The 22814-nt window shown below is 63.6% G+C and carries 17 protein-coding genes; 10 read left to right on the plus strand and 7 right to left on the minus strand.

All coding sequences use genetic code 11. From position 1 onward, the window contains the following. Nucleotides 1–38 precede the first annotated feature (38 nt). Genes RI101_04380 through RI101_04390 form a run of 3 tightly spaced genes read left to right on the plus strand, consistent with a single transcriptional unit; the run spans nucleotide 39 to nucleotide 1763 of the window. Entirely contained in the window at nucleotides 39–818 is a 780-nt protein-coding gene (locus RI101_04380; GenBank protein ID MEC4889277.1) for a carboxypeptidase-like regulatory domain-containing protein, read from the plus strand. 2 nt (nucleotides 819–820) lie between these two features. Then, entirely contained in the window at nucleotides 821–1321 is a 501-nt protein-coding gene (locus tag RI101_04385; protein MEC4889278.1) for a hypothetical protein, read from the plus strand. A gap of 1 nt (nucleotide 1322) precedes the next feature. Then, complete coding sequence (locus tag RI101_04390) at nucleotides 1323–1763, plus strand: hypothetical protein (protein ID MEC4889279.1); 441 nt, start codon at nucleotides 1323–1325, stop codon at nucleotides 1761–1763. Here the strand turns inward: RI101_04390 and RI101_04395 are convergent. The 6 genes from RI101_04395 to RI101_04420 form a co-directional block, all read right to left on the minus strand. Further along, the gene (locus RI101_04395) at nucleotides 1750–4863 is read right to left on the minus strand and encodes a CusA/CzcA family heavy metal efflux RND transporter (protein ID MEC4889280.1); all 3114 of its coding nucleotides are present in this window, start codon (nucleotides 4861–4863) and stop codon (nucleotides 1750–1752) included. The genes RI101_04390 and RI101_04395 overlap by 14 nt on opposite strands. A 7-nt stretch (nucleotides 4864–4870) precedes the next feature. After that, a complete protein-coding gene (locus tag RI101_04400) occupies nucleotides 4871–6043 on the minus strand; it encodes an efflux RND transporter periplasmic adaptor subunit (protein MEC4889281.1) in 1173 nt (390 codons plus the stop codon). Further along, a complete protein-coding gene (locus RI101_04405) occupies nucleotides 6040–7236 on the minus strand; it encodes a TolC family protein (protein MEC4889282.1) in 1197 nt (398 codons plus the stop codon). Before RI101_04405 ends, RI101_04400 begins: the two co-directional genes overlap by 4 nt. Before the next feature lie 157 nt (nucleotides 7237–7393). Beyond that, entirely contained in the window at nucleotides 7394–7891 is a 498-nt protein-coding gene (locus RI101_04410; GenBank protein ID MEC4889283.1) for a hypothetical protein, read from the minus strand. A 105-nt stretch (nucleotides 7892–7996) separates the two neighbouring features. Then, the gene (locus RI101_04415; protein MEC4889284.1) at nucleotides 7997–8518 is read right to left on the minus strand and encodes a peptidylprolyl isomerase; all 522 of its coding nucleotides are present in this window, start codon (nucleotides 8516–8518) and stop codon (nucleotides 7997–7999) included. A gap of 140 nt (nucleotides 8519–8658) precedes the next feature. Then, the gene (locus tag RI101_04420; GenBank protein MEC4889285.1) at nucleotides 8659–9963 is read right to left on the minus strand and encodes an MFS transporter; all 1305 of its coding nucleotides are present in this window, start codon (nucleotides 9961–9963) and stop codon (nucleotides 8659–8661) included. Between the two features lie 304 nt (nucleotides 9964–10267). On the opposite strand from RI101_04420, the gene RI101_04425 reads away from it, so the two are divergent. From RI101_04425 to RI101_04455, 7 genes are all read left to right on the plus strand, one after another. Further along, nucleotides 10268–13084, plus strand: coding sequence for an ATP-binding protein (locus RI101_04425; GenBank protein MEC4889286.1), 2817 nt, complete (start codon nucleotides 10268–10270; stop codon nucleotides 13082–13084). Between the two features lie 103 nt (nucleotides 13085–13187). Then, entirely contained in the window at nucleotides 13188–13925 is a 738-nt protein-coding gene (locus RI101_04430; protein MEC4889287.1) for a response regulator, read from the plus strand. A 204-nt stretch (nucleotides 13926–14129) separates the two neighbouring features. Beyond that, nucleotides 14130–17489 carry an AsmA-like C-terminal domain-containing protein gene (locus RI101_04435; protein MEC4889288.1) on the plus strand — a complete coding sequence of 1120 codons (3360 nt, stop codon included), beginning with the start codon at nucleotides 14130–14132 and terminating at the stop codon, nucleotides 17487–17489. Between the two features lie 85 nt (nucleotides 17490–17574). After that, a complete protein-coding gene (locus RI101_04440) occupies nucleotides 17575–18723 on the plus strand; it encodes a Xaa-Pro peptidase family protein (protein MEC4889289.1) in 1149 nt (382 codons plus the stop codon). Nucleotides 18724–18799: 76 nt separating this feature from the next. Further along, nucleotides 18800–19771 (plus strand): succinate dehydrogenase/fumarate reductase iron-sulfur subunit, encoded by a 972-nt coding sequence (locus tag RI101_04445; protein MEC4889290.1) that lies wholly within the window; start codon nucleotides 18800–18802, stop codon nucleotides 19769–19771. A 129-nt stretch (nucleotides 19772–19900) separates the two neighbouring features. Beyond that, nucleotides 19901–20260: a PilZ domain-containing protein gene (locus RI101_04450; GenBank protein ID MEC4889291.1), complete on the plus strand. Its 360-nt coding sequence runs from the start codon at nucleotides 19901–19903 to the stop codon at nucleotides 20258–20260. Nucleotides 20261–20345: 85 nt separating this feature from the next. Beyond that, nucleotides 20346–21065, plus strand: a complete 720-nt coding sequence (locus RI101_04455; GenBank protein MEC4889292.1) for a hypothetical protein — start codon at nucleotides 20346–20348, stop codon at nucleotides 21063–21065. On the opposite strand, the gene RI101_04460 is transcribed toward RI101_04455, so the two are convergent. Beyond that, nucleotides 21031–22728 (minus strand): tetratricopeptide repeat protein, encoded by a 1698-nt coding sequence (locus tag RI101_04460; GenBank protein MEC4889293.1) that lies wholly within the window; start codon nucleotides 22726–22728, stop codon nucleotides 21031–21033. The genes RI101_04455 and RI101_04460 overlap by 35 nt on opposite strands. Between the last annotated feature and the right edge of the window lie 86 nt (nucleotides 22729–22814).

Consider the following 22814-nt stretch of genomic DNA (forward strand, 5'->3'; position numbering starts at 1 on the left):
TCCCCCATGTTCTTTGGAACGGGGACGCGGGGGTGACAATGAAAGCACAGATGTGTCGCGTGGCGATGGGCGGGCTTCTTGCGGTGGCCGCGAGCGTGGCTACCATGGCTGTGGGGACTGTATGGGCCTATGAAGAAGTGGCCGTGACCAACGGCGGAGCCGTGACGGGTTCGGTCCGGTTTGCCGGAACGGCACCGGCGCCGGATCGATTCGAATTGCGCCGTTACTATGACCGGGTCTATTGCGGCGCGTTGTCCGATGGATCGGGCTATCGTTTGCTCAAGGAAGTTTTTGTGGGCGCTCAGGGTGAACTGAAGGATGTCATCGTGACGATTGAAGGGGTGGCGAAGGGCAAGCCGTTTACCTGGCAAGAAACCAGCCTGGAAGCCAATATGTGCCAGTTCGTCCCCTTCGTCTCTGCCCTGCGGCAAGAACATGCGCTGCGCGTCGTGAATCTCGATTCCGTGGCCCACGATCTGCAGTTTTACGAACGGGATGAACAAGGCCACATTTTCATCATGTTTCACCGTCCCGCCTTGACCAAGGGCGGCACCAGCGATCTGGTGCGCACGACGGGCAACCGCCGGAGCGTCACGATGCAATGCGGCATGCATCCCTACATGCAGGGGCATGGGCTGGTGGTCGAGAATCCCTACTATGCGATCACAGGGCCGGAAGGATCGTTCAGCATCTCGGATATTCCTCCGGGGGAGTATCAATTGAAGGCCTGGCACCCGGTCTTAGGGGAGAAGATGCAGCCGATCCGCGTGACGGAACAGGGCACGGTCAGCGTGGGATTCACGTTTGAAGGGAAGTAAGCATGAGGGTACGGATTCTTGGGTTCTCCAGCCTGGTGTTGTGGGGGTTGCTCGCGGCCGGGGGTATTGCGGGAGCCGATGAAGGGCGGCCTGCCGTCAGCCGGGTCGAGGTGGTGTTGGCGGACTCGTATCGAGAGCAGCGACAGAGTCTGACGGATGAGTTTGCCAAGGCCGGTCTCACCAACGTCCATTTTCAGTTCGCCAGACTGGGGCATCCCCCGAAAAACATCGGTCTTGGCCGGGACGTGCCGGCCGAGCAGGCGCGGGAGGCGATTCGGCTCGCCGCGAAATATAACCTCGGGGTGGAGATCCTCTTGCCTCAGCGGCTGTTCCCGCCTCGATTTGTGACGATTGCGTCGTCGAATTACGACGACACGGTTGAGACCAAGATCGATCGGGCGGCACTGGCTCAGCTTCAGAACCCTGCTTTGAGCACGGAAGAGTTTCATCGTTTGTACCGGGCGTTGACAACGCCCCAGGCTGATGGGAAGGGAGTGTATTGAGATGAGGCGAATGGTTGCGTGTGCCGCCGTGGGGCGATGGCTCTTGTCGGCGGTGCTGGTCGGCGTGGGGGGTTCGGTGACGGCATCGGCTGGCGTGGCGGCGGCAGAGCCGTCCAGGCTGCAAGCGGATGCGGATGGGCTGATGAAAAATGTCGAGGAGATGATGGCGCATGGGGGCATGGGAGATGCCAAGGCCATCTTGCATCATTGCGGAGAAGCCTCGCGTTTGGCCGAGGGGATGCTCAAGCAATTGGCACCCGCCGATCCCGGCACGCAGGATGCCCGCGCGGCGCTGGACGAAGTGATCCGGCAATGCCGCCGCGTGTCCGAGCGCGGAGTGCATGCCGATCCCGGTGCGCTGCTCAATCCCGCCATCAAAGCCCGCGCGGCTGCGCGGGACTCGATCAAGGCTCTCGGACTTAGCCGGATCAATCGCAGTTAGGCCGGCCGGTCCGATGAGGTGGATGCGCTCTCCTGGCGCCCTGTGGGAACCGCCGATACACGGCGGGAAGGACCAAGAGCGTCAGGGCGGTGGACGTGAACAGCCCGCCGATCACCACCGTGGCCAGCGGCCGCTGCACTTCCGCGCCCAGGCTGGTGGCGAGGGCCATCGGCACGAATCCCAAGCTCGCCACCAATGCCGTCATCAGCACCGGCCGCAGCCGGTCCATCGCGCCTTCGGTGACGGCCTGATCGGTCGAGCGCCCCTCCGATTCCAGCTGCCGGATGTGACTCACCAGGACCACGCCGTTCAACACCGCGATGCCGAAGAGTGCGATGAAGCCGATGACGGCCGACAGGCTCAGCGGCAATCCACGAGCCCAGAGCGCCAGGATGCCGCCCGACAGCGCGAGCGGCACATTCAAGAAGATCAGAAGCGCGGGGCGCATGGCTCCGAAAATGACGCTCAAGACACCCAGAATGAGCAGCAGGGTGACGGGGACGACGACAGCCAGCCGCCGTGACGCCTCCTTGAGATGCTCGAATTGCCCGCCCCATGTGATCTCGTACCCTGGGGAAAGGGTCACGGCCTGGGCCACCGCGCCCTGAGCGTCGTTCACAAAGCTGCCCAGATCGCGGCCTCGAATGTTGCACTCCACGACGATTCTTCGCTGTACGTGCTCACGGCTGATTTGAGCCGGTCCTGCATCCACCTGGATCGTGGCGACGCGCGACAGGGGGACGAGTTCTCCGTGCATGGTCGGGATCAAGAGATTGCCCAACGTGCCGGGGTCGCGTGAGGCGCTCTCCGCCAAGCGGACCACCAGCTCGAATCGCCGGGGGCCTTGCACGACCGCTCCGACGACCGCTCCCACTCTGGTCGCCTGCACGAGGGTGAGCACCTCGTCGGCCGTGAGCCCGTATCGCGCGATCGCCTCGCGGTTCACGATGACGCGCAGGAGCGGCAGGCCGGCGACTTGCTCGACTTTCACGTCCGCCGCGCCCGGCACCTGTTCCAGCGCATGAGCCACCCGCTCGGCCTGGTGCCGCAGCACGTCCAGATCAGGGCCGAATATTTTGACGGCGAGATCCGAGCGCACGCCCGCGATCAATTCGTTGAAGCGCATCTCGATCGGCTGGGTAAAGCTGAGGCCGACCCCCGGGACCTGCCCCGTGATCGAGGTTGTGAACTGCTCGATCAGCGCCTCGCGGGTGCGGGCCGTCACCCATTCCTTGTGCGGTTTCAGTATGACAAACACGTCGGACATGTCCACGCCCATCACATCGGTGGCGACTTCGGGGCTGCCGGTCCTGGTGACGACGTGGGTGACTTCGGGGAATTGGCGGAGCACTCGTTCGATGTCGAGCGAGGTGGCGACGGACTCGCTTAACGAGACGCTCGGCAGCCGCCAGACTTGTATCGCGAGATCGCCCTCATCCAGCCTGGGAATAAACTCGATCCCCAATCTGCTTCCAAGGCCGAGACTGAGGAGGAACAGGCCGAGCGCAATTGCGACCGGCCACAGCGGGTGCGCCAGCGTCCAACGCAAACAGGGCGCATAAAGGCCGCGCAGGATCCGAATGAGACGAGTCTCTTCGTGGTCGGGTCCGGGCCGTACGAACCAGAAGGAGAGGAGCGGCGTCACGGTCACCGCAAGCAGCAGTGAGCCCGCCAGCGCCATGATGACCGTGGCCGCCATCGGACGGAACATCTTTCCTTCGATGCCGGTGAGCGTGAGGATCGGCACATAGACCAGCATGATAATGCCCACGGCGAACGTCATGGGGCGCAGGACTTCTCGCCCGGCGGCCAGCACCGCCGCCAGGCGTTCGTCCCGGTTCCGGCTCTTGGCCGAGGCCAGCCGGCGCAGGATGTTGTCCACCATCACGACCGATCCATCCACCAGGAGGCCGAAGTCGATGGCCCCCAGGCTCATGAGATTGCCCGAGAGTCCCGCCTGCATCATGCCGGTGAAGGCGATGAGCATGGAGAGCGGAATGGCGGACGCCACGATGAGGCCGGCCCGCAGATCCCCAAGAAAGAGAAAGAGCACGGCGATGACCAGCAGGCCGCCTTCCAGCAGGTTGTTCCGCACGGTCCCGATCACGTTGGACACAAAGAGCGTGCGGTCGTAGTAGGGCTCGATCACGACGCCGGGAGGCAGCGTCTTCTGGATGTCTTGCACCCGCGCCTTCACCTGCGTAACGACGCGCTGGGCATTTTCGCCTGCGAGCATCTGGACCATGCCGATCACCGTCTCACCCTCTCCCATGGCCGTGGCCGCGCCGATGCGGAGGGCTGAGGCTTCCTTCACCTCCGCCACGTCGGCGATATAAATCGGGACGCCGCCCGATCCATGGGCAACCACAATACGGGCGAGATCGCTCACCTGGGTGGCCAGCGCTTCCCCCCGAATCAGGAGCTGCTCGCGCTGGTGTTCGATGTAGCCGCCTCCGGCGAGGGCATTGTTCTGATGCAAGGCGTCAACGATGTGTTTGAGCGACAATTTCAAGGACAGGAGTTTCGCCGGATCCACGATGACGTGAAATTGCTGCGGCTCGCCTCCCCAGATGTTGACCTCCACCACGCCGGGGACCGCCCGCAGTTTCATGCCGATGTCCCATTCCAGCAGGGTGCGCAAGGCCATCGGACTGTAGCCCGGCCCCTTGAGCGTAAATTGATAGACTTCTCCCAGCCCGGTCGTCAGGGGACCCATGATCGGACGGCCATATTCAGTGGGAATCCGTTCCACCGCACGGGCCAACCGCTCGGCTACGAGTTGCCGAGCCCGGTAGATGTCGGTGTGGTCCTCGAAAATCGCCGTGACCGCTGAGAGGCCGTAGCGGGACACGGATCGCAGTTCGCGCAAAGCGGGCAAACCGTTCAACGAGGCTTCGATGGGAACGGTCACGAACTGCTCGACTTCGACCGGTCCCAGGGCCGGGGCGCGGGTCAGGATTTGCACTTGGACGGGCGTCAGATCCGGTACGGCATCGATGGTGAGGTGCGCGAAGGACCAGAGGCCTGCCGCGATGACCATGATGACGGCCACGAGGGTGAAGAATCGATAGCGCAGAGAGAGCGTCAGCAAGCGGTCCATCGGCGCCTCATTCCCCCGTTCCGATATGCTCTTTTAAAAGGACATTTTTCAGGTCGAAGACGCCCTCGGTGACGACACGGTCCTGCTCGGTCAAGCCCTTCGTCACTTCGACCCATCCGCCGCCCTCCCGGCCAAGCTCGACCTGCACGAAGGTATAGGCGGAGTCCCGTTCGATGAAGGCCCCACGGACTTGGCCCACAGCGGTCACGGCAGACATCGGAATGGCCAGCACCGGTGAGCCTGGCAGCGTGAGGGTAACCTCGACATATTCCCGCGGCTTCAGATGCCCCTGCGCGTTGGCGACTTCAAAGCGGACCTGGATGGTTCTGGTGGTGTCATCGGCCATCGGCGCGATATAGGTGAGCGGCGCCGTCACCGCATCCGCTCCTTTGGGGGCGATCGTGCCCTGGTCGCCTTCTGTGAATTTGCGCGCCTGTTCGATCGGCAGGTTGGCGAACACCCAGACGCGGCTGGTATCGACGACTTCGAATAATGCGTCGCCCGGCGCCACGCCCTGTCCGCGCACAGCCTGCTGTGATACCACGGTGCCGGCGATGGGGGAGGTCAAGGTATAGTGATGGCCTTCTTCATGCCCGCCACGTTCGAGCCCGGCCAGCTCTGCCTTCGACAGCCCCATGGCCAGCAGCTTCTCACGGACATGCTGGTAGCGCGCCTTGGTTTCCAGATAGCGGCCCTTGTCTTCGATGAGCTTGCGTTCGGACACAATGTCGTCCGCCCGCAGTTTCTCTGTCCGCTGGAAGCTGTTGGCAGCGACGTCGGCCTGCGCTTTCCCGACGAGGTATTCTTCCACCAACTGATCGAGCTGCAAGCTGCCGATGGCCACAAGCGGCTGGCCGGGCTTGACGTGATCGCCCAATTGCACGCGGATCTGTTCGATTTGTCCTGCGATGCGCGGAGTGATCTTGGCCACCTGCGTCAGATCCAACGCCACTTCGCCGGGAGCGGTGATCACGTCGGGAATCGCATGCCGCGCGACCGGCTCCGTTCGCAGGCGATCCCGGACCGTCGGCGGCGGCTGGATGGCATGAGGGCCGGCCTGGTCCCGCTGGCGTGCGGCCGTGGGAGGATGGGCCGGTGGTTCCGTGCCATGGTCTCCGCAGCCCGCAAGTAGCAGTATGGCGGCAGCCATCAGCCGGTGTGCCGTGGTGTGCCGGCTCATAGCGGCGCTCCTAAGGATCGTTCCAGTCTGACCAAGGCGATGGAGAGGTCCGCGCGCACTTGGGCATATTCCAGCAGCGTCTGCCGGTACACGCGCTGGGCATCCAGCACGTCCAGCAGGCTCGCCGCGCCTTGCCGAAAACTGGTCCGGGCGACGGTCACCGTCTGTTCCGCTTGTTTCAAGAGGCCGGTCTCGAAGACCTGCAGCTGGTCTTGCGCGGTGCGCACTTCTTGTGCATGTTGTGTGATGGCCTGTTCCAACTCGGTTTGGGCCCGCCGCTGTTCCGCGTCCGCGCGGTATTTCGCGCCCAGGGCCGACTCGATTTCCCCTTGCCGCCGGTACCAGAGCGGAAGCGGGACGCTGAGGCCTGCGGAGACGGCTTCGTCTCCGGCTTCGCGATGGTAGGTTCCCTGGAGGCTCACATTCGGAATGCGGGATTCCCGTTCGTAGCGCACGGTATGCTCGGCCTGCTCCGCGAGCCTGGCCACGCGGCGGACCGTGGGATGCTGCTCAACAGCCCGGGCTGCCAGCTGATCGATGTCCAGCCCTTGCCGGGGGGAGAGGAAGTCCCCATGGATGGAAAACTGTTTGCCGAGTGATCCGGCCGTGATCGTATTGAGCCGCGCCTTGGCCACCAGCAGCGTATTCTGTGTGCGGGCGACTTCTTTCCGCGCCTTCTGCACCTCGACGCCGGCTTTCATCGTATCGAAGGAGGTGGCTTCGCCGGCCGCGACCCTGGCTTTCACCGTGCGCAACACTTCTTCAACCAGGTTTACGTTCTGAGCGGCGAGCTCGGCATCACGCTGGGCCAAGAGCACGGCATAGAAGGCCACTTTGACATCGGCGACGAGTGCCAAACGGGTTTCTTCCAGCGCGGCTGTGGCTCCGGCCACCCCGGCGTTCGCGGCGTCCTGCCGTGCCTGCCGCTTGCCGGTCCATTCGAGCGGTTGCTCGACCGTCACGGTCCGCTCGGTAATGCGGACGCCGTTGCTGGGGTCGCGAATCGCCCCGCGCCCGGTCGTGCCCGAGAGCGAGGGATTGGGATAGGCTCCCGCCGCGATCTGTTGACCGTGGCTTTGCTTGACCAGCCCTTCCGCGCCGGCCAGTGCCGGACTGTGTTCCGCGGCTACGGCCAGGATCTCCTCTAATGAATAGGCGGAGGCGGCAGGCTCAGCGGCCGAGCTCAATGTCATGCGCCCTGCCAAGCCGCAGAGGATTACTATAACAAGAACGATACGAGGACTCATCAGAGCCTCCTCTGTTTCGACGAGCGGTCTCAGCGCGGCCGGATCACGCCTGCCAGCGCAACGAAACCGGTGCAACGCGAGTACAAACGGTCAATGGAGAGAACTAGACGAGCTGTGACGGTGGTGCGCGTGAGGGAATGTCGCGCGTGAAGAGCGTATGGGATGAGGAGAAGGTCCGATCCTGACTCACCGGGCTGATGGGGGGCAATGTCAGGCCGGCGGGAGGCTCAACGACGAACAGCACGCCGGCCAGCGGCTTGGGGAGACTCCGATCGGTCGAATCGCTGACGAAGGAAAATCCGAGTTCGGCATAGTCCGACGCCTGTGAGGGATGCGTGGAGAGGGCGATGTGGTCTGCAGGCGGCTGCTCGACGGCAGCGGCCGTCTCATGATGGCGCGTAAATTCGCCGTCCAGGTCAGGGGAGAAGACCGTATGGACGGTCCCGCCATGGACATGTCCGGCCTCTCCGTGATGATGGTCCGTTTCCGGATGGACATGGAAGAGGGGAACGGCCAGCATCCAGACCATGATCCAGGCGCGCAGCAGGATTTGCGGCCATGCAGAGGCGCTGGATTCTCTGTTCAGACAAGCCCGTCTCATAGCGAAACCCTAACATATGGTCCCACCCGCATCAAGGAACGGATGTTTCCTGCGGGCGAAACGGCATGCGCGAAATGGCAAGGCGTTGAGTTGAGCGGCCTGACCCTATTCCTTCACCGTCACCGTCATCGTGATCGGCTCCAGCGGGTTGTCGGCGGCGTCGCGGGCGGCGGCGACGATCTGGTCGATGACTTCGATGCCCCGAAACACTTCGCCGAAGACGGTATAGCGCCGGTCCAGGCCGCTATTGTCCCCTACGCAGATAAAAAATTGGGAGCCGTTGTCGTTGAAGTCGCGGGTGCTGTTGCTCTCGCGCGGCATCTTGGCCATCGACAGGGCGCCGCGCTTGTGCGGGCGGTCGTTCGGCTCCGGCGGGAGGAAGTAGCCAGGCCCCCCGGTGCCGTGGGTCGTGCGGTCGGGATTTTTGCTGTAGGGATCGCCGCCTTGAATGATGAAGCCGGGCACGACGCGGTGGAACGTGGTCCCGTCGAAGAAGCCCATCTTGGCGAGATTGACGAAATTCTCCACATGGCGCGGAGCGTCGTCTGGGTAGAAGCGGATCTTGATCTCGCCGAACTTGGTGACGATCGTGGCGCGGGGATCTTTTTTCTGAAATTGCATAGTCATAGGTGGAGACTGTAACAAGGGCGAGGGGCGAGGGGCAAGGGGCAAGAATCGTGAAACGTGAGAGGTGAAAAGTGAAACGTTTAAAGAGGATGAGAGATCTCCGATGAGTTTCCGATCTTCATCGTTTTACGTCTCACCTTTCACGTTTCACGAGATAATCCCTTCCCCGGATCGATCTTGAGCCACAGGATTCCCCCGATGAGTGCGATCGCCGCGGCGGCGCCGAGCGAGACCGGCCAGCCCCACTGTTCGGCGATCCAGGGCGTGACGGTCGGCGAGAGGGCTCCGCCGATGTTGGCGCCCGTATTCATCAACCCCGACAGGCTCCCCGCATGGATTTTGGACAGGTCGCTCGTCGAAGACCAGTAGGCGCCGACGCTGAAATAGAGCCAGCCGGCGCCGAGCGAGAGGCTGGCGATGGCGAGATAGGGGGAATCCACGAGAGCCCCGAGTCCAATCGCCGTTCCCGCGAGGAGCATCCCGGCCATGCCGGCCTGCCGTCTCCCACGCGTAATCCCGTGGCGCTGGACGAGACGATCCGTCACCCAGCCTCCGATCGGACAGAAGAGGAGAATGGCCAGGAACGGAGCGGAGGCGAAGAGGCCGCCCCGCAGGATATCGAAGCCGCGCACATTTACGAGATAGAGATAGAACCAGGACATGTAGACGTAGGCGACGTAGCCGAGACAGCTGTAACTGAGCACGAGCCACCACACCGTCGGAGTGCGCCGCAACGCCGCCCAGGGGATGGCGGGGGAGGCGGCGCGAGGGGCTTGCGCACCCGCGAGGGCATGGCGCTGGCCGACCCAGGGATGTTCGGCCGGGCGATCACGGGCGAGCAGCCACCAGACAGCCGCCAAGGCGATGCCCAACCCGGAGGAGAGGTAGAAGGCCGTCTGCCAGCCGTAGTTGACCATGATCCAGGCGGTGATCGGCGGAGTGACGGCCGCGCCGACCCCGATGCCGCCGATGGCGATGCCGATGCCAAGGCCGCGTTCCTGCGCCGGCAGCCAGTCGGTCACGGCGCGGTTGAAGTTCGGGAGGGCCACGGCTTCCCCCACACCCAGCAGAAACCGCGCGAGCGCCAGGGCTCCCACAATACCGAGCCATCCTGTCAGCGGCGACGCGGGGGCCATCGCGGTCCAGGCGGTGAGGGCCGACCACCAGAGCAGAGCGATCGTCAGGATGAGACGCGCCCCCCACCGGTCCCCCAGCCAGCCGCCGGGAATTTGAAAGAGCGCATAGCCGATGACGAAGGCGGAAAACACGAACCCCATCTGCTGATCGGTGAGGCCCAGCGCCGGCATCATGTGCCGGGCGGTCACGGAGATGTTCACCCGGTCGATGTAGGTGACCACGCTGATGGCGAAGAGCAGCCCGAGGATGAGCCAGCGGACGCGCGTGCGTGGCGGAGAGGCCTGGTCAGTGGAATCGGGCTGGTGCAACGGTTCGGTCGATCCAGTGAAGGTCCGGATTATAGCGGCTTGCGGGAAGGGCCTCTAGCGGAAACTCTGGGGGAAGGACCGGGAAGGGATCTGTCAGGCCATCCATACGATCAGACCCGCACCCGCCTGTCCTAGCGAGGGCCATTTGATTCAACTCACCGATCAATCTGCCGATAAAGGAAGACGCAGCCGGAGGAACGGCATCTCAGAAAAGGGGATCAGAGACGAGACCCCGGCAGAGGCGGGGCGCGCGCAAGTAGATCTGAACCGCTGCGACAGGATGAAACGGGACCGGAGGGTAGGGTTGAACGCTGCAGGACCATCTCGCGAGCAACGCTCGTCTCACCGATTGTGGTGCTGGTGGGCGCGCCCCCTGATTGTCGGGATCACCCTGATTGCGCTGGTGATGGGAGGGCTCTTCTCTCTGAATGTCCGGACGCAATTGATCGAGGGGGCCGGCAAACGGCTGGCCTTGGCCGCCAGTACCAGCGCAGAGCAAATCGACCGGATGCTGTCTGAGCGGTACGGGGATATGTCGTTGTTTGCGCAAACCCGTGTGTTTCAGGAGCAGCGGGTCCCGGCCATGACGCAGGCCTTGGCCGACATTCAACAGGCCAATCCCGTCTATGCCTGGATCGGCGTGACAGATGAGGCCGGGCGAATTATGGCGGCGACCGATCGGGCGACGGTCGGCCAGGATGTGTCCGGCGAGGCATGGTTTCGCGAGGCCCTCGCACGCACCGGACCTCGGGTCATGCTGCAGGATATCCAGCGTTCGGCGGTGGCCGGCAATATGCTCACCGTGGGATTCACCGCTGTGATTCGAGGGCCGGCAGGACAATTCCGAGGCGTCATGGCCAGCCGTGTCGGCCTTCCGGTCTTGGAGGGCATCATTGCCAGGACGCTGGACACGATTCGGATCCAGGAAGGCCTGTCGGCGCGGATTGAGTATCAGCTGCGCGACCGTGACGGCGCGCTTGCCGCCGATTCGATCGGGGCTGGGGAGACCCCTGTGAATCAAGTCACGAATCCGCCCTCGCCCGTGCCGCAGGATCAGGCGGACGGATCCGGGTACCGGGAGGAAGCGGATGCCCGCCGGCACGTCTCCATCGTGACCGGCTTTGCTCAGACCAAGGGCTATGAGGCCTTCCCCGGATTTCACTGGCGCATCCTGACGCAGATGGATCGCGACGGAATTCTCGCACCCTTGCGGGCGCAATTGGTGCCCCTGGGGTGGGCTGGCGCCGTCTTGCTGGCGCCTTCCATCGGGCTGCTGTGGTGGACGACGGGGTCGTTGAAACGGGAGTGGATGCGGGCCACCCAGCATGAGCGGTTGCTGCAGAGGCACAGCGGAGCGCTCGAAGCCTTGCTGGAGAGCACCAGGCGCCTCACCTCCGAGCAGAAGCTCCCCCAGCTCTTGCAGCAGGTGTGCGAGACTGCCCACGCCTTGACCGGGGCCTCCTATGCCGCCCTTGCGGTCTTTGACACGGCGACTCGGCAGGTGACGCAGTTCATTACCGCCGGGATGGATCCCGCGACGCAAGCGGCGATTGGCGCGCTGCCGGCCGGGCGGGGATTGTTGGGGACGCTGAATGAGCGGACGTCGATCATTCGGCTGCGCGATCTGACGCAGCATCCGGGATTTACCGGCTTCCCGCCGCATCATCCCCCCATGCGATCCTTGTTGGGGCTGGCCATTCTCGTGGGGCCTCGGGTGTATGGCCGGCTGTATGTGTCGGATAAGCGGGGCACGGCCGGCGCGGATGCTGTCCCCGGCGGCTCACGCGGCCCTGCCGAGTTCACGGAGCTGGATGAAGCCCTCATGACCGCGCTGGCCGCGCATGCCGGCGTCGCGATCGAAAAAACGAAGTTGCTGGAAGAGGCGCAGGCCAGCGCGCAGGCCAAATCGGAATTCCTCGCGACGATGAGTCATGAGATTCGCACGCCGATGAATGGGGTGATCGGCATGACCGGCCTGCTGTTGGAGACGGACCTGACCCCCGAGCAGCGGGACTATGCCGCGACCATTCGGAACAGCAGCGAGCATCTCTTGATGGTGATCAACGATATTCTCGATTTTTCCAAGATCGAAGCCGGAAAGATGCTGCTGGAGGCGATTGAGTTCGATCTGCGTGCGACGGTGGAGGGCGTCGTGCGGTTGCTGGAGTCCGGCGCCAGGGACAAAGGCGTGGCCCTCACCTGCCGGGTGCAGGCGGATGTGCCCACGGCCTTGCGGGGGGATCCCGGGCGTCTTCGCCAGATCGTCTTGAATCTTGTCGGGAACGCCATCAAGTTCACCGCGCAGGGCGAGGTCGTGGTCACGATCGGACTGGTGCGCCAGACCGCAGAGAAGGCCACTGTTCGGGTAGAGGTCCGTGATACGGGGATCGGCCTGTCTCCTGCCGTGCAAGGGCGCCTGTTTCAATCCTTCAGCCAGGCGGATACCTCGACGACGAGACAGTATGGGGGGACCGGATTGGGGCTCGCCATCTGCAAACGGCTCGTGTCGCTCATGGGCGGGGAGATCGGCGTGGACAGCCAGGTGGGTGTGGGGAGCACCTTCTGGTTTGCGGTCACCTTCGAGAAACAGCCGGCTGCGGTGTTGCCTGCAGGGGCTCCCCTTGTGCAGGATCTCCGGGGCTTGCATCTGTGTCTGGTGAACGATCATCCCCTCAGCCGGCGCATGCTGGAATTGTACGCGGCTAAATGGGGAGTGCGCTGCCTGGTCGCCGACAACGGGGGGCAGGCCTTGGAGCGCTTGCGCGCCTGCGCGGAGCGTGGTGATCCGTGCGAGGTGGCGATCATCGACCGGGACATGTCCGGGATGGACGGGCGGGCCTTGGCCGCGGCGATGAAAGCCGATCCCGTTTTGGCCGCCACGCACCTGATCGTGCTGGCCTCGCAAGAAGAGCCTGGCGGCACAGAGGAGGCCGCGCAGGCGTGGTACGCGGCCTGTCTTGCGAAGCCGGTGCACGAAGCGCAGCTGCAGGCCTGTCTCGTCGCGGCGCGGCAGGCGGCGCGCGAGCGGGCGTCCTGTTCGGCGGGATCCGGCGAGCCGGCGTCCGAGGCGGCGGGGAGTTCCCGTGACGGGTTGCTGCCGGGGCAAGCCGATGCGGCCTGAGGTTTTGGCCAAGGGGCTTGTGCCGTGAGAGGCCAAGAGAAGTGGCGGCGATTCTGTGTGCCTGAGCAGGAAAGAGGAATTATATTAACCAAGGACATGCGCGATGAGCATTTTAATCGTGGAAGACAATGCGGTGAATGCCAAATTGTTAGCGCTCCAGCTCAAAGGGAGCGGGTATCGCACCATCGTGGCGGATGGCGGCGCGGCGGCGCTGGAGATCCTGCGCGGCCCGGAGGTCATCGAGCTCATCATCACGGATTTTATGATGCCGGAGATGAACGGGTTGGAGATGATTGGCCTGATCAAGGCGATGCCGGAGCGCCGGGATCTTCCGATTCTGATCGCCTCTGCCTATTCGGATCTCCATACGGTCTCGAAGGCGAAAGCCCTCGGCTGCCAGGGATTCCTCGTCAAACCCGTCGAGAAAGCGCAGTTGCTCAAGCGGGTGGCGGACCTGCTGAAGCAGGACACGCTCCCTGTCTTGCAAGAGAAGCGGCATATGATGGCGAAGTTGGGCATCGATGCGGAGCAATACGATGATCTTGCCCGGCTGTTCAGGGCGCAATTGGATGCGGCGCTGCCGGCGGTCGTGCTGGAGCAACAGGATTCGGACGCGGGAATTTCGGAGAATCTTGGCTATTTGCTCAAAGAGCTGGCCGAGAGCGCGGCGTTTCTCGGGGCCGAGAAATTTCTCCGGCTCTATGAGCAATGTAAAGGTAATTCTTTGCCGAAGCGGTCGCACGGCCAGGCTTTGAAAGAGGCGCTTCAGGAATTAGACCAGGCGCTGAGCGCGTGTACGAAGCCCTCAACGGAGGCGCCGCCGTCGAGTGCGGCGGCCTGACGGTTCGATCCTCCTGCAGTATCGCCGGGTGGGGCTGAACCGGAGCGCCGGAGCCCCGCGCTGCGCGCCGAATCTGCGGAGCCGCGTCCCTGTCTGGTATCGGTCCAATCGAAAAACCCCTTATCCTATGCAGGTTTGTTGGATTTCAACGCAAGGTTCCGGTAAGATCGCGCCGGTTTGAATATTTCTCGTGAAGAGGGTGGCGTGTCGCGTCTTCGGCTTGGGTTTATGGTGTTGCTTGTTCTGCTGGTGCTGGCCGGCGCGGCGATCCTGTTTTCAAACACCCTCTTTGGCCAAGACTATCTCAAGGAATTTGTCTTGGCGCAGCTGGAGGAAAGCCTCGGCCGCAAGATCGAAGTCCATCGGGTGAAGGTGGTGCTCTTCCCGAGCATCCGGGTGGACCTCAGCCAAGTCGCCATTCACGATCCCCATTCAGAGCAGGTGGTACTGTCCGCGAAGCGGATCGATCTCGTCCTGCGGTTTCTTCCCTTATTGAAAAAACAAGTGGTCGGCAAGCGATTGCTGGTTGAAGAGCCGGTGCTGACCATCCGCCGGAACGAGGCGGGGCACTGGAATATGCTGGATGGGACGAATCAGGCGGCGACCGATCAGCGGACGATGGAGATGCTCACGCGGGTCTTTTTGATTCGCGAGGCGCGGGTGGTCAATGGGACGGTCACGGTCATCGATGAGGGCCGGGCGGACGGGGTTCGGTCGCTTACCCTGGAGCAGGTCGAAGCAGGGGTGGTGATCCGGCCGGAACAGGGCGTGGCGGATGTGCAGGTGTCGGTGGCGCAGACGGGAGAGGGCGGGCTCGCGGCGGTCTCGCTGGAGGGCCAGGTGAAGCGGGTGGAGCGGTCCGCGGCGCTGGCGGCGGAGGGCGCCCCTGCTCCTCTGCCCGTGTTTCAGTTCGAGGGGCGCGTGGAGGCGGCGAATCTGGCCCTGCGTGGGATTGCCGATTTCTTCGGGCCTCGGCCGGTTCCCGATCAGATTCAGGGGCTCATCAATCTTCAAGGCCAGGTGCGTGTGTTGCCCGGATTATCCGGATACGACGCGGTGCTGTCGTCCCTGACGGCGCGGGTGAATCAGTTGAGTGTGACGGGGAAAGCGAATCTGTCCGGACTGCTGACCCCGCAGCCGACGTTTGCGGTGACGTTTAATTCATCCTGGGTCACGCTGCCGGAATTGCTGGCGACGATTCCGGCGCAATGGATTCATGCGCAGCTCCCGGCGATTATGGCCGAGCATCAGATCGACGGGAAAGTGCAGCTGGTGAACGCGACGGTGACCGGATCGGCGGCGGCGGGTCCGCAGCTCTCGGTGACCGGGGAGTTTCACATTCAAGAGGGCCGTGCGTTGCTGGGGCAGGAGCGCGTGCTGGCGAAGGATCTTGCCGGGGTGGTGGCGGTCGAGCCGGGCCGGGTGCGCGTGGGGGCATTCACGGGGAGTTACGGGGCGATTCAGATTACAGAGGGGAAGGCCCAGGTCTCGTTTCTGGAGGCCGGCCCCTGGCTGGAGCTGGATATCACCGGCAGCATGGCGGCGGCCGAGTTGGTGCAGTTTCTCGGCAAGACGGTGAAGTCGGAACAGCTGGCCGCCCTGCTGGCGGGGATGCGGGATGTGGAAGGGCTGACGCTGCCGACGTTTCGCCTCGTGGGGCCGCTGACCCAGCCTGACGGCATTACCTTCGCCGGCGGGGAGATCACGGCGCGGTACGTCAGCTTCACCCATCCGTCGCTTCCGGAGCGGGTCACCGGGTTGCAGGGCCGTGTGATTCTCGCCGAGGGCGGCACGCAGTTCGATCAAGTCACCGGGCATCTGGGGGATACGACCCTGCAGGCGCAGGGAGTGGTGACGGGCGGCGCTGCCAGCCGGTTTCAGGACTTTGTCATCCGCGCGTACGGCGATGCCGGCCGCATCGCGAGGTTTGTGCCCGGCGGGGTGGTGCCGGCCGGAATGTTCGAGGGCCTCCTCAGCGCGGCGGTGCAGCTGACCGGCGCGACGGGCGCTCCGCATGTGCGGGGCAATCTGGTGCTGACGGAGTCGAGGGTGGTGGTGCCGGATGTGATGGAAAAGCCCGTCGGCGCGCCCGCGGTGCTGGAGTTTGAAGGCGATTTGACGCAGAAGAATGCCGCGACGGTCACGCTGGTGGAGCTGGTCGTGCCGGCGGCAAGGATTCCGGTCAAGGGGACGATCAAGGTCGGCGGGAAGTTTTCCATCGATGTGGCGGTGGCCACGGGCGTCCTGTCGCTGTCGAGCTTGCCGGAATGGATTGCCAAAGGCGGATTCGAAGCGGGCCAGGTGGAAGTGTCGCTCGATGTCAAAGGCAAGGAGACCGATTGGAAGAATTGGCGGACGACGGGGTGGCTGGCGCTGACCAACGGCCTGATGCAGGTCAAGGGCGGCGGGTATGTGGAGGACCTCTATGCGCGGGTGAAGCTGGTGCGGAACGGCATGGAGATCAAGCGGCTGTCGTTCAAGGTGCAGGACAGTGATCTGGCCCTGGAGGCGACGGTGCGGAATTGGCCGGGCAAGCCGGTCATCACCGGCAAGATCGAGTCCAATCAGCTGGATCTTGACCTGGTGATTCCCAAAGGGGAGCGGTCGCCGATGCGCGAGGTCCTCGAATCTCTCGCGGCCACGAGCCAGACGGCGGTGACGGCGTCGGTGGCGCGGGCGCACTATCAGCATCTCAAGTTCGGCGGGCTCACGGCGCGGATCATGCTGCAAGACGGCATGCTGGACATCGACCGGATTGCCGGCGGGTCGGCCAATGGGCAGGTGGCCGGGCGGGTCGTGGTGCATCTTCCGCGGAACGAGCCGACGGACGTCGACGTGTCGCTGCGCGCGACCGGATTGGAAGCGGAGGATCTGCTGCGGCTGATGCATGCGGAGACGCAGGGCATCTCCGGCCTGGTGCGGGTGAGCGGATCGATCCGCGGCCATGGACGGAATCCGCACGGCGTGTACCCCTCGCTCAATGGGAAGGCCGAGGTGCTGTTGGAGGACGGTCGCATCTTGAAAGAAAAAGAGCGCGCCATTTGGAAGATTCTGAGCATCCTCAACCTGCCGGCGGTCTTGCAGGGCAAGGTCGATTTGGAAAAGGACGGCTTGCCCTATAACAAAATCGCGGCGACGCTGACGATTCAGAACGGGTCGGTTCAAACGGAAAACCTGATTATCGACAGTCCGATTCTGAAAATCACGGCCGCGGGGAACTACGACTTGCCCACCGATCAGCTGGACATGGTCGTCGTGGTCAGTCCCTTCGGGTCCTATTCAAAGTTTATCAATTCGATTCCGTTATTCGGACGCATTTTGGCCGGCGAGCGCACCGGGATGGCGACGGCGATCTTCTCCATCAAGGGCGCCTTGGAAGATCCCGAGGTCACCTATCTGCCGATGAAGTCGTTTGCGGCCGGCCTGTCGGGGCTGGCGCAGCTGGCCATCGATGTGCTGAAGAATACGCTGACGCTGCCGATGGATTTGGTGACGCCGAACGACGGGAAGCCGGCCGAGCCGTTGCGCGACGCGGCGCCTGAGCCAGTGCCCGCCACGCCTTGACCGACCCCGGACCCCATGTTAGCATCGCCGGACGCCTCACACGAAAGGGTTTGGGCACCATCGGGCTCCGTGGTGCCGTCCATCCATGAAACGATCTGCCTCCGCACAGCCTGATATCGCCACGCTCTTTATCGCCGCCAGCGAAGGCGATTCGAATCTCTACTACGCCACGCGGTTCGTGGCGCCGGATCCGTTTATATATATGGAAGTGAAGGGCGAGCGCCTCTTGGTGATGAGCGATCTCGAAATGGATCGGGCCAAGACGCAGGCGTCGGTGGACCGGGTGCTGTCGTACTCGGAGCTGGAGAAACAGGCCAAGGCGCAAGGGGTGAAAGAACCCGGCACGGTCGATATTGTGCATGTGGTGCTGCGCGCGGCGAAGATCCGGCAGCTGCTGGTTCCGGCCAATTTCCCGTTCATCCATGCGACCCGGCTGCAAGAGATGGGCTATAGCCTGAAGCCGAAGCGGGATCCCTTCTACGAGCAGCGGGTGATCAAAACGGCCGAAGAGGTCCGGCATATCGAGGCCTCGCAGCGGGCGACGGAAGAGGCGGTGGCCGCGGCCCATGCGACGCTCAAGCAGGCCGAGATTCGCGGGCCAGAGCTGTGGCTGGACGGGGCGCCGCTGACATCGGAACGCATCAAGAAGCTGATCAATGTGAAGCTGATGGAGCGCGATTGTGTGGCGCAACATACGATTGTGGCGGGCGGCGAGCAGGCCTGCGATCCCCATCACGAGGGCAGCGGCCCCCTGCCGGCGCACCGGAGCATCATTTTCGACGTGTTCCCGCGCTCGGCCGACAGCCGCTATTTCGCCGACATGTCCCGCACCGTGATCCGGGGGACGGCCAGCCCCGAACTGAAACGGCTCTATCAAACGGTGAAAGACGCCCAGGAAGAGGCCATCACCAAGATCAAGGACGGCGCCGACGGCATGAAGATCCATCAGGGGATCTGTGACCGGTTTGACAAGGCCGGGTACAAGACGGGTCTGGTCGAGGGCCGGATGCAGGGCTATTTCCACGGGACCGGGCATGGGGTGGGGCTGGATATTCACGAAGCGCCGCGCATCAGCCGGACCGGGTCGCTGTTGCAGGAAGGCCATGTCGTGACCGTTGAGCCGGGACTCTACTATCCCGGGTTGGGCGCCGTGCGCATCGAGGACATGGTCCTCGTGACGAAGGACGGCTGCCGCAACCTGACGAACTTTCCGAAGATCTTCGAGCTGGATTAACATGAGCGATCAGCCTTCAGCGATCAGCTTTCAGTGTTCGCTGAGGGCTGACGGCTAAAGGCTGAAAGCTTCTTCCATGCGCCTCACCATTACCCTTCAGCGGTTCAATCCCGAACAAGACGCGGCGCCGCATGACGAGGAAATTCGCCTCGATGTCAGGCGCGGCACGACGGTGCTCGATCTGCTGATCCGCATCAAGCAGGAGGTGGATGGCCGGCTCGCGCTCCGCTATTCCTGCCGTTCGGCCATTTGCGGATCCTGCGCCATGGAGATCAATGGCGGCCAGAAGCTGGCCTGCCGCACGTCGGTCCGGCAGGAATATGCGCGTCATGGCCGGCTCCGGATCGCGCCGCTGCCGCATTTTCCGGTAATCAAGGATCTGGTCGTCGATATGGGGCCGTTCTGGCGGAAGATCCGGGATATCACGCCCTGGCTCTCCTCCTCGTCGCTCGCGGACCATCGGCCGGCTGAGGCGGCGGGGGGCCTTCCCGAACCGGCGGAGTCCCGATTCCACAATGTGGACGCCTGCATCATGTGCGGGGCCTGCGTGGCGGCCTGTACGGTGCATGCGGTGTCGCCGCAGTTTGCGGGACCAGCCGCGCTGGCCAAGGCCGACCGGTTTCTTGCCGATCCCCGTGAGTCGGAACGGGTCACGCGCGCGCGGCTGGAAGTGCTGCAAGACGAGCATGGCATCTGGGATTGCACGCGGTGCAACTTCTGCGTCGAGGTCTGTCCCAAAGATGTCAAGCCGATGGAAGCCATCATCCGGCTGCGGCGGGCCTCGCTGGACCGCCGGCTGCCTCCCACGGCCGGCGCGCGTCATATCACGGCGTTTGCCGGGCTCATCGAGGGGCAGGGGCGGCTGAATGAAGCGGTGATGCCGCTCAAAGTAGTGGGGGCCGACGGCTCCCGTTTCCGGCGAATCCTTCCATTGGGAATCAGGATGTTCTTCAAGGGCAAGGTGCCCAATCCCTTCGCGCATCGGCTGGCAGGCCTCTCGCAAATCCAGGCCATTTTTCGCCGGGGCCGCCGGGCTCCGCTGGCCTAGCCTAGCCTATCTTCCTCCTTCAGCGGCGGGTGCGCCGGCGGATCCTGCGGAAATTACAAAAAAGATGGCGGAACTCAGGCCGATTGGCAATAGTAACGGCTAGGAAACCCAAGTCCGAGGGCCGTGACTATGGAACATCGGCAGCATCCCCGCTTCCCCGTGTCGTTTGCGAGCTCCTTCAGCTCGATCAATCTCGTGAAGGGCGATGGCAATGTCGTGGATCTCTCCATCCGGGGGTGCCGCATTTTCAGCCTGACCGAAGTGAAGGCCGGCACGACGCTGCAGCTGACCATGCAGGTGTCGAAGCAAGAGCCGCCGATTCAGGTGACACAGGCGGTCGTGCGATGGTATCGCGACCATTCGTTCGGTTTGGAGTTTGTGAGCCTTTCCGAAGAGGCCTGGCCCAGGCTGCAGCAGCTGGTGAAGGAGTTGGAGCGCGAGCCCTATCAGCGCGAGAATGCCTCGGAGGGGAACAGCCTGCCGTGTTAGTCGTCCATGGAATGCATGCAAGGGCAGTTCAATCGCAGGCGCCGCGCCGAGCGGGAGGCGGTCTGCGCGCAGGAGGCACCGGCTCATGATTCGTGTGGGACTCGTGACGCTTGTGGCGACCCTCTTTATCGGGAGTCTGCTCTATTACACCCTCCACCGGTTGGATCTGGCCGACAGCGAGCAACGGGAGCAGGCGGTCAGCCAGGCGTTTCAGCAGCGGGCGGGGGCGGTGAGCCGGGCCTTTGCCTCGTTGAGCGCGGCGGTGCTGCTGGTCGATGTGGCCAAGATGCAAGAGTTGCTGGGCCATGCCTGGGGTGCGGAGGGGCTGGCGGATACGATGCTGATCGATACGGGCGACCGGGTGCTGGCCGCCTCAAACTCCGCCTATGTCGGCCACTTAATGCAGGATGCCAAATGGATTTCCATCCGCGCGCACAGCCGGGAATGGGTGTTTGTCGATGAACCGGCTCCCGGCCAGGAGCGGGTGACCGTCTTCGAGCCGGTGCTGGCCAACGGCTCCACCATCGCGTGGGCGCGCCTCAGTTTTCTGCGGACCAGGGGAGAGGGGGCGGTGCGCACGCAAGAGGCGCGGCTGCAATTGGTGGGGGGCTTGCTGATTCCGATCGGCGTGATCCTGTCGGCGCTCGTCGCGCTCGTCATGCGGTTGGCGACCACCCGGATGCAGCAGCGGATCAAGTCGGTCGTGGTCGAAGCGATGGCTGAGCCGCAGCCGGAGTCATGGGACGGGGAGGCGCTGCAGGCGCACGAGGCTACGGCCGGTGGCGGTACCCGTAGAGCAAGGTAATATTGATGCGCCGGCTGGGGTACTCGTCCCGAAAGGTGATCTCGTCGGTTTCGTGAAACAGATCGGAGTTGAACACCACGGCGCGGTTGGCGCGATAGGGCACCCGGATAGTTTTGGCGCCGACGTGATGCAGCCACTCCAGAATCTTCGGTTTGTTCTGCTCGCTGTTATAGGCCGCAAAGTTCCAGTCCGCCGGGGCTTCCTTGTCGTAGACCACTAAGCCCCCCTTTTCAGGATTCAGGTTCGCCTCGTCCGGCGTAATCCAGAAATTCACATTCACCGCCGCCGCATCGGCATGCAGCGTGAGCCCGCGCCTGGCGCTGTCTTGCTTGAAGGCCCAGGCTTGGGTGAGGCGATGCTGCGCGAAGATGCGCGGGAAGGCCAGGCGCAGCTCCTCGGCGATCTGCAAGAGCAGCGGCGTCGCGAAGCCATCCCCTAAAAAGGCGCCGAGGTAGCCGTTCTCGTAGTCCTTCTTCCAGATCGTGGACTCCAGGCAGAACCGGCGCAAAGCGGTCAAAGCCTCCGGCCGCAAGAGCTGGTCGATAAACGTGACTTCGGGCCGTGCCCCCAGATAGCGGGATTCGATGGCCGGCACATCCAGGGCAGGATTCAGTGCGCCCTCGGCCAGCCGTTCGCAGGACGCGCGATAGAGGAACTGATTGAAAGAGGGCGCAATCGGCGTGAGCGCGGCGGCCTCGATGGGGCAGCGGTTCTTCGTGGGGTGCTGCGCGGCCAGCGCGATCGTCAATCGGTCCAAGGCCTCCACGTAGCGCTGCTGTGACGCATCGAGCAGCCCCCGCTCCATGAGGTAGCGGACCTGCTCGGCATCGTGTTTCAACCGTGACCGGAACAGGCTGGTCTCCGTGACGGCCCGGCCATGGTCGTGCTTGGCGGTCGCAATCCTGGTGAGCAGGGCGAGGGCCTTGTCATGTTCCCCCGTCCAGATGCGGGCCACGCCCAGGTTGTAGAGGGCTTTGGGCGAGTCGGGCACGATGGTCAGGGCCTGTTCAAACGAGGCGATGGCCTCGTCGATAGTGCCGGTCTCCATCAGCGCGAGCCCCAGATTGTTCCAGGCCTCAAAGTGTGTGGGCTTGAGCCTTATTGCGTCACGGTAGGAGGCGATGGCGCCCTGAAGATCGTTCTGTTCTTTGAGGGCGACCCCCAGGTTGTTATGGGTATCGGCATGGCTCGGGTTGAGGGCCAGAGCCTTGCGGTAGGCCTGCACGGCCTCGTCGAGGCGCTGCAGATCCTTGAAGACGTTCCCCAGGTTGATCAGAGCTTCGACATATTTAGGATTGAGCGAGAGGGCCCGCTCATAGGCCCGCACCGCCTCGTCTTTCTTCCCTGCGCGCTGCGTCACCACGCCGAGGTTGAACCAATAGAGCGGCGTCGAGGGGGAGGCGTCGAGGGCTTGGGTAATGAGGTCGATCGCCTGGTCGTAGCTGCCCACCCGATAGGCGAGCAGACCCAGCAATTGAAGGGCTTCGGGATGGCCCGGCGCCATATTCAAGGCGAGCTGATAGCTCCGTTCGGCCTCCGCCAGTTGCCCGGCCTGATGGTGGCGCTTGCCCTGGTCGAGCAGGTTGCGGAGGGCAAAGGAGTCGGGAGCGTGGCCGGTCTTTCCCTGGATGGCGTCCTGTCGGCGTCGGTCTGATCGGTTCATGGCTCCGTCCTGGATAATGACCAGGGTGAGCCTATACGAAAGGGATGCGTGGGGTCAAAGGGAGGGGAGGCATAGGCCTGGTGATT

It is taken from the genome of Nitrospira sp. (assembly GCA_035968315.1).
Taxonomy (GTDB): Bacteria; Nitrospirota; Nitrospiria; order Nitrospirales; family Nitrospiraceae; genus Nitrospira_D.